Here is a 7,679-nt window from a genome sequence, read left to right on the forward strand (position 1 = left end):
TGCCCCCCGGGCTCCCGGTCCCCGGGCTGGTCAGGGCTTGGCGAGCTCGACCGGCTGGCGGGGCAGGGTGGGGGCGCCGAGCGCCACCGCGACGGCCAGGGCGGTGGCCAGCACGGTCGGGGCCAGCGCACGCATGCTGGATAGGAACCGGCCGAGCAGCTCGGCGGAGAGCACCAGCCCGTACAGGCCGAGCAGGAGGCCGGCCCGGCCCGCAAGCGACGACCGGCGCAGGCCGGTGACGATGCCGGCCGCGGCGAGGACCAGCGACCCGACCAGGAGCACGGGGCCGAGCGGCCCGACCGGCGCGTCGGCGACGTAGTCGCCGGTGGCCACCAGCCCCAGGGCGTGCGCCCAGCCGGCCAGGGGTGGCCCGAGCGCGGCGGCCGGGCGCGCATCGGCCGTGCTCGCCTCGACCATCCGGGCGACGTAGGCCCACCACAGCCCGAGCGCGAGCATCCCAGGGCCGAGCACGGCGGCCGCGCCGGCCACGCTCTCCCGGTGGGAGCGACCGGGCCGGAGCGCCAGCCAGACGGCGGCCGCCGCCGCGAAGGCAAGGTAGGACTCCTTGGTCAGGCCGGCGGCGGCGAACCCCAGGCCGGCCGCGAGCAGCCGGCCGTCGAGCACGAGGCCGAGGCCGAGCACGGCCAGGGCGAGCCCGAGCGGCTCGGCAGTGGCGAACGTCACCCCGACCACGACGCCGGGGACGAGGGCGAACCCAAGGCCCAACCAGCGGGAGCGCCCGTGCGCGGCGAGCAGCCGGCCGGTGGCGGCACATCCCAGCGCCAGCGCGAGCGGGCCGACCGCGAGCAGTCCGAGCGGGATCGCGTCCCTGCGGCCGCCGGCGAGCAGCCAGCCGGCCACCGCCTGGAGCGGCCGGCCCGCCCGGTACCTGGGCATGTCGAACCCTGCGGCCAGGTGCTCGCGGAGCAGGGGGTCGTAGGCGAGCCCCAGGAACCACTGCCCGTCGTAGCCATTGCCCGGGTTGAGCTTGACGCGGATGTCCCTGGCGGCCAGGTCCTCGTCCAGGTGCCAGCTGGTACCGACGAAGAAGGGCGCCGTCGGGTCCGGCCCCAGGCGCGCGAACTGCAGTCCGAGCAGCACGCAGCCAAGCACCAACCCCGAGGCACCGACGGCGAGCATCCGGCGCCACGGCGGCTGGGGGAGCGGTGGCGATGCCGACGGGGCGGCCCATGGGGGAGGCATGGACGGATGCTACCGCGCCCGCCGCATCCCGTGACCTGGCCGAGCCTGACCTTACGGTCGAGCCGCGCCCCGCCCGGACTGACGACCGGTCCGCGGGACTGAGCGGTGAGTCCCGAGCAACTCTCCAGCAACTCTCTCTGGATAAATGGCTTGACCTCGCTCGACGGGTCTGCGATGGTGCTCGGACAGCTGGCGGAGGGACCGTCGGCTGATGGTCGGGGTCCCTTTCGGGGCCGCGGTCAGGAGGTGCCTCGGTGGAGAACTACCGGACTCGCGTCATGACGGGGACTCAGGTCGGGTCCCGGGGTGACGTGTGCCCGCAGATCGCCACAAGCGGCGCCAGCATCCAGCGTCACCTCGTCGACCCGACGGGCAGGACCGGTGTCTTCGTCGGCGCCGAGAGCAAGTCGAACGACCTGGCCTTCGCGGCCACGCAGCATAGGGAGGCACCCGGCTGACCGGGCCCTCCCCGGAGCCAGACCCGGAGCTCCGACAAACCGCGAAGGCCGTGGGCGAACCCCACGGCCTTTCTGTTTGCCCAGGAGCTCCGGCCAGCCGGAACTGATCAAGGAGCGACCCGACCATGCAGACGCTGGAGCACTACGTGCCGCCAGGGCGAGCGCTGCCATGCGTGGAGGCAGGACCCGACCTGTACTTCTCGGAGTCTCCTCGCGAGCTCGAGAGGGCCAAGGTGCTGTGCCGGCCGTGCCCGCTGCGGGCGGCCTGCCTCGCCGGCGCGACCGAGCGCCGGGAGCCCTGGGGCGTGTGGGGTGGCGAGGTGTTCGTGGACGGACGCCCGGTGCCGTTCAAGCGGCCCCGTGGGCGGCCCCGCAAGCACCCGCTGCCACTGCACCTCGACGCGGAGGAGGCCGAGGCCTGTTGATCCCGGCAGGCTCGGCCCCGTCCGGCTACGCAACGGAAAGGAGGTGAACAGCCATGCACCTGCTCCTCAGTGAGATCGCGCAGTCGCGCGCCCACGAGCTGGCCCGCAACGCCGAGCGGCCGGAGGCCCAACAGCGGCACGCCATCCGCATCGCCGAGTCCAGCGAGATGCCTCCCCGGCGTCCGCGGCACGCCTTCGCGCGGGTCCGGTGGGCCCGATGACCGCCAAGGCCGGCGTGCGGGCCTGTCCCGTGCCGCCTCGCCGGCCAGATCCCCGTCCCCGTCCCTTTCGGCCCCCGGATCCCGTGCTCTGACGCACGGGATCCGGGGGCGGTGGGCATTGCTCGACAAGCCGGTCGCTCGTCCACAACTTGGCGCGACCCGCTCCCCACGGCGCTTCGCCGGTGGCAGGCTGCCGCTCCCAGCGCAGCCGCGCCGATCTGAAGGGAGCATCCGTGCCGACCGCCACCCTCGGGCTCGTCGCCCGCCTCGACGCCTTCGTCGACCTGGTCGCCGACCGCCGTGGCCTTGCCCTCGACGCCGACGCCCGGCTGGCCCCGGCGGACGCCCTCGCCGCCGCCCGCGCCGTCTGCCTCGCCACCCATGGGACTGCGGTCCCGCCTCGCCCCGGCCCCGCGGCCGCGGGCGCGGTCGAGTTCCTGCGCCTGCTGGCCCAGGCGGTGGGGCTGCTGCGTGTGCGCGGGTCACGGCTCGAGGTGACCACCCTGCGCCCGGCCTGGTCGAAGCTTGACGACGGGCTCCGGGCGGGACTTGTCTTTGCGGCCTGGTGCCATCGCGTGCCCTGGTCGCCGGTACTCGGCCCGGGGCCCGGCGTCGAGGCGCTGGCCCGGGGACGGCTCTGGGTCCTGCGCCTGCTGTTCGGTCTGCCCGCTGGCGTGGACGTGGCCGTCGCCGGGCTGGCCGCGACCATCGGGGAGGGCCTCGACCTCGGACCCGCGGACCGGCTGGCGATCCTGGTGGCCGCCGCCTTCCTCGACCCGTTGGGGGCGCTTGGCGCGGCCGAGCTCGAGCCGGCCCCCCCGCACCCGCCGGTCCGCTTCCGCCTCGGCCCCCGAGCGCGGGTGGTGATCGGCTCGGCCCTGATCGCGGCTGGTGAGGAGGTGCCGCTGTCCACGACCACCACCAGCTGACCCGCCGGTCAGTACCGCGCGGGCCGGGCGGTGGACTTGCGGCCATCCGGTTGCCGTGGCAGCGTGAGCCGGGACTCCCGCGAGCTGCGAACGGTCCGGCCCCGGCTGTGCCGGTGAGCGGTCGCGCCTGGCGTGGTCCGGCCGAGGCGGGGAAGGTCGACGAGCGAGGCGGGGAAGGTCGACGAGGGAGGATCCTGCCGTGCTGTCAGCCTTCTACCTCGTCGTCCGCGGGCAGGTGGTCCTTGCCGGCAAGGACCCGGACGGCGACTCGGTCCGCTTCCTTCCCGAAGACCGAGATGCCTACCGGGTGCTGCAGCGGGGCGGCGGCATCCGGCCGGCCCGCGACGGCAGCGTCCAGGCGCGCCTCGAAGGCGTCGACGCGCCCGAGCTCCGCTACGGCGGGCAGGCCCAGCCGCTCGGGCGGGAGGCGCGTGACGCCTTCCTGTGGTCCCTGGGGTTCATCGACCTCGAGTTCGACCCAGCCCAGCCCACGCGGGTCGTGCACGCCGTCCCCGCGAGCGTGCCTGCGGCGCTTCTCTGCCAACCCCTCGCGATCAACGGCCGCCCGATCGCCTACCTCACCGTCGACCCCGACGCGGTGCCGGTCGCCGGCGGCGACCGGGTGCTGGTCGACGAGGCCCTGCTCGAGCGCACTGTCAACCTGCGTCTGGTCGAGGAGGGCTGGGCCTACTACACGGCCTACACCTCGACTCCGGCCACGCACCACCGCCGCCTGCGCACGGCCGCGTCCGCCGCCAGGGCGGCGGGCCGAGGCGTCTGGGCCCGGGACGTCTCGGCAGGGTTCACCCTCGACGGGCGGCACTCGATCGGGCCGGAGGGTGCCCTCATCCTCCCGAAGCTGTTCCGGCGTTGCACCGACTACCTGACCGACGCCGCCTGCGGCTACCAGGGGAACCTGACCGACTGGCTGACACGGCACACGCCGGCCACCCGGAACCGTGACGACCGGGTGGTCATCCGGTACGTCAAGCAGGCCCGGCTCTCCGACCTCATCGTGCATCGGGAGAGCAGCGTGGCGTTCCGGGCCGACCCGCTCGACCTTGCCTTCAGCCCGACGAGCGGGAGAGACTTCGGATGACCTCGAACGGCTCGCGCTCTCCCCATCCCGTTCCCTGGCTGCGACGCTCGAGCCCGGCGGGCCTTGTGTCGCCGGCCAGAGGGATGCACTGGCGAGCTCATGGTTTCGGTCGAAGTGAGCAAGGTAAGTCGCGTGCTGAGGGCCCTGACCCCGCCCTCAGCCTCGTGAACACGAGGGGCGGCGGACCCCCGCGACGCGGGGGTCCGCCGTCGTAGGACCTCGTGCCGGTTCCCGGCGCCACAGCGTGCGGGCTCAGCCAGGTCTTCGTGGGAGGTCGCGAGGGAGGGTCGATGCCGATCGATGCGGGGGCGCTCGCCAGGGTCCTAGCCGCCGTGGGCGAGCTCGAACCGCCGGAGAACGTCGCCGAACCCGCCCTGGAGCGGGCGCTCGAGGCGACCGGGGTCGCGGCTGCGGTCGATGGCGTCGGCCTGATGGCGCTCGGGCCGGACGGGATGCTCCACCATGTGGCCGCCATCGGGGAGCGCAAGGGCCTGCTCGGGCGGTCGCAGGAGGAGGCGGGGCAGGGACCAACGGTGGATGCGTTCTTCTTCGCCCGCCCGGTTGAGAGCGCCGACCTAGCCGCCGACCACCGCTACCCTGGGCTTGCTCGCCTGGCCGCGCAGGGCGTCAGAGCCGTGCTCGCGGTTCCGGTCGAGCTCAGGGGCGCGCCGATCGGTGCGCTCGACGTCCACGCCAAGCGGGTGCGCCACTGGACCGGGGCGGACCGGCTCGCTGTCACGGTCCACGCGCGGGCGCTGGCGGCGCTCCTGCAGCTGGCGGCGGCGAGCGAGGCCCGGGCCGCCATGATCGACCAGCTCAACCATGCGCTCGAGCACCGGATCCTGATCGAGCAGGCCAAGGGCATGCTCATGGCGCGGACCGGCGTCGACGCCGAGGACGCGTTCGAGCAGATGCGGCGGGCCGCCCGCGCCTCCCGGCGCACGACCGCCGAGATCGCGCAGGCCGTCCTGGAAGGGCAGCCGCTCGACTGAGGGCGTCCGGGGCCTGGTACGGACTGGGCAGCCCGGCTCGTCCCGGGTGCGGGGCCTCGGGCGCGGACCGGGCGCCCGGGCCCCGGGCTCCTGCCGGGGTCCGGGTTCGGATGCGGACCGGGCACCCCGAGCTTCGACCAGGGTCTGGAGCTCGAGAGCGGGGCGGTCGCCCCGCTCTCACCAGGGCACCGGAAGGGAATCAGTCCAGCGCCAGCGTGAGCTGGGCGGGCGGTGGGGCCGGGCTGGCGGCTCCCGCGTCGCGGGCGCGGCGGGTGTCAGAGGGATCGATGACCGGCCCGGGCGGCGCCGGATGGCGGCGCCTGGCCGCCCGGACCCGTTCCGCGATCGCCTCCCGGGTCGCCTTGGGCGCGTTCGAGCCGCGGTACAGCCGGCGGTAGCCCTCCACCAGCTCCGGGTACTCGCGGGCCAGCCAGGGCATGAACTCTTCCTTGACGCCTGGCCGCAGGTGCAGGGTGATCGGCGAGACGTGGGTCGCTCCCGCCTCGGCCGCCGCCCGGACCACCGCCCGGAGCTGCTCGGGGGAGTCCGAGATCCCGGGCAGGATGGGCGCCATCAGGATCCCGCAGGAGATCCCGGCCTGCCTGAGCGTCCTGACCGCTGCCATGCGAGCCTTCGGGTGGGGCGTACCCGGCTCCGAGCGCCGCCAGACCTCCTCGTCCATGGTGCCGATGGACAGGTTGGCGGTGAACCCGGCCGTGGCGGCCAGCTCCTCGAACAGGTCGAGGTCGCGCAGCAGCAGCGGCGACTTGGTCAGGATCGAGCAGGGGTTGGTGTGGTCGCGCAGCGCCTCCAGCACCCCCCTGGTCAGCCGGTAGCGGCCCTCGCACCGCTGGTAGGGGTCGGTGTTGGTACCCATGGCCACGTGCGCGCCGGTCCAGCTCTTCTTCCGCAGCTCGCGCCGCAGCACCTCGGGCGCGTTCACCTTCACCACGATCTTTGTCTCGAAGTCGCGGCCGGTGTCGAAGTTCAGGTAGGCGTGGCTGGGACGGGCGAAGCAGTTGTGGCTGACCACGCCATTGGAGATGAAGTCACCGGTCCCGGTGGTGATGTCGTACAGGGGCAGGTCCAGGCCGAGCGGCTCGACCGACACGACCCGTAGGGGCGCGTTGTTCTTGATCGCCTTCCCCTCGATCGTCCGCTTGCGGGTGATCGCCGGGTCGACGGTGTGGAAGAAGCGCAGGTGCTCCCGCAGCCCGCCGAGCAGTCGCACAACCATGACTGGTTTCGCCTGGCTGAGGTGGCCCGTCTCGATGACGAAGGAGAAGCCGAACCCTCGCAGGCACGAGGTGATCTGCTCCACGATGACCTGGTCCGTGTTGCAGATCCGCAGGGCACCGTTGCGGTCGTAGCTGCCCTCGGCGTCGAAGATGCCGGCCAGGAACCCCTTGCACCACTCGGCCGACGGGGCGGTCGGCCAGGACACGACCTCCTCGAGGATCGCCACGGCACGACGAGCTCGGGTGCCGATCGCGAGCACCTGCCTCCTGGCGCCGACGGCTTCTTGAAAGACGAACTCGTTCAGGACGACATCGAGGTCGACCAGGTAGGAGCGGGCTCTCCGCAGCGCCTCGAGATCGACCAGCGCCAAGCGGAACCGGGAGACGCGCACGCCAGCTCGCCCTGGCTGCGGGTAGGTGGGGGAGCTGAGGTGCCCGTCACCGCGGATCATCCCGCAGAGATAGCCACGGCGGTACTCCGCACCGTCCTTCGGCGGTTCCGCGAACTGTCCTGTTCCAAGGAGCTTGTTGTTCGGCGTCAGGTGCGGACGCCGGTTTCGGCCCTGCTCGGAACCGGTCACGTGCTTCCAGCCGCGACGGGTCAGGAACCGGTGGTCGCCGCTGGCGACGAGTTCCGTCCCGTCCTCCAGGGTGACCCGGTACGCGGGCTTGACCGCCGACCAGTGGGCGAGCACCTGCGTAACCACGTACCGCCGGTACTTGCCGTCCCACACGGTTCCGTAGATGGCGTCCCCGACCCGCACGTCGGCCAGCGGCTTGGTGCGCCCGTCCGCCATCAGGATCGGCGTGTGCCCCCCCTGGCAGTAGAGACATGCATGCGAACATCCCCGATAGACGTTGATGGTCCACTCGAACGGCATGCGGCTGGATGCCGGGACCCGGTTCAGGATCGACTTGGCCTCGACCTCGTAGAAGGTGATGCCGCGGAACTCGGGGGCGTCGAAGGTCCGCGCCACCGCGGGTGCCTCGAACAAGGGGAGGTCCACCGCGCTGCGGTGCTCGCCCCGGAGGTCGCTGAACGTCTGCATGCCGCAAGCCTAGAACACACGTTCGAGGCGAGCAACGACCGGTCCACAGGGTGGAGCCGTGCCAC

Annotated in this window: 8 protein-coding genes; 6 read left to right on the plus strand and 2 right to left on the minus strand. The window is 73.2% G+C overall.

All coding sequences use genetic code 11. The features are described 5' to 3' along the window. Positions 1-30: 30 nt before the first annotated feature. The gene (locus tag VG276_18970) at positions 31-1,140 is read right to left on the minus strand and encodes a hypothetical protein (protein ID HEV8651416.1); all 1,110 of its coding nucleotides are present in this window, start codon (positions 1,138-1,140) and stop codon (positions 31-33) included. Between the two features lie 317 nt (positions 1,141-1,457). Here VG276_18970 and VG276_18975 point away from each other — a divergent pair, with 317 nt between their 5' ends. The 6 genes from VG276_18975 to VG276_19000 all read left to right on the plus strand — a co-directional run bounded on the left by VG276_18975 (position 1,458) and on the right by VG276_19000 (position 5,327). After that, complete coding sequence (locus VG276_18975) at positions 1,458-1,661, plus strand: hypothetical protein (GenBank protein ID HEV8651417.1); 204 nt, start codon at positions 1,458-1,460, stop codon at positions 1,659-1,661. A gap of 125 nt (positions 1,662-1,786) precedes the next feature. Continuing rightward, complete coding sequence (locus VG276_18980; GenBank protein HEV8651418.1) at positions 1,787-2,086, plus strand: WhiB family transcriptional regulator; 300 nt, start codon at positions 1,787-1,789, stop codon at positions 2,084-2,086. 53 nt (positions 2,087-2,139) lie between these two features. Further along, positions 2,140-2,307, plus strand: coding sequence for a hypothetical protein (locus tag VG276_18985; protein ID HEV8651419.1), 168 nt, complete (start codon positions 2,140-2,142; stop codon positions 2,305-2,307). Positions 2,308-2,540: 233 nt separating this feature from the next. Beyond that, a complete protein-coding gene (locus VG276_18990; protein HEV8651420.1) occupies positions 2,541-3,236 on the plus strand; it encodes a hypothetical protein in 696 nt (231 codons plus the stop codon). A 199-nt stretch (positions 3,237-3,435) separates the two neighbouring features. Next, entirely contained in the window at positions 3,436-4,335 is a 900-nt protein-coding gene (locus VG276_18995; GenBank protein HEV8651421.1) for a thermonuclease family protein, read from the plus strand. A gap of 290 nt (positions 4,336-4,625) precedes the next feature. Then, the gene (locus VG276_19000) at positions 4,626-5,327 is read left to right on the plus strand and encodes a GAF and ANTAR domain-containing protein (protein ID HEV8651422.1); all 702 of its coding nucleotides are present in this window, start codon (positions 4,626-4,628) and stop codon (positions 5,325-5,327) included. 199 nt (positions 5,328-5,526) lie between these two features. Here VG276_19000 and VG276_19005 read toward each other — a convergent pair whose 3' ends face one another. Next, positions 5,527-7,614, minus strand: a complete 2,088-nt coding sequence (locus tag VG276_19005; protein HEV8651423.1) for an intein-containing Rv2578c family radical SAM protein — start codon at positions 7,612-7,614, stop codon at positions 5,527-5,529. Positions 7,615-7,679: the final 65 nt, after the last annotated feature.

This window comes from Actinomycetes bacterium (assembly GCA_036000965.1).
GTDB lineage: Bacteria > Actinomycetota > CALGFH01 > CALGFH01 > CALGFH01 > DASYUT01.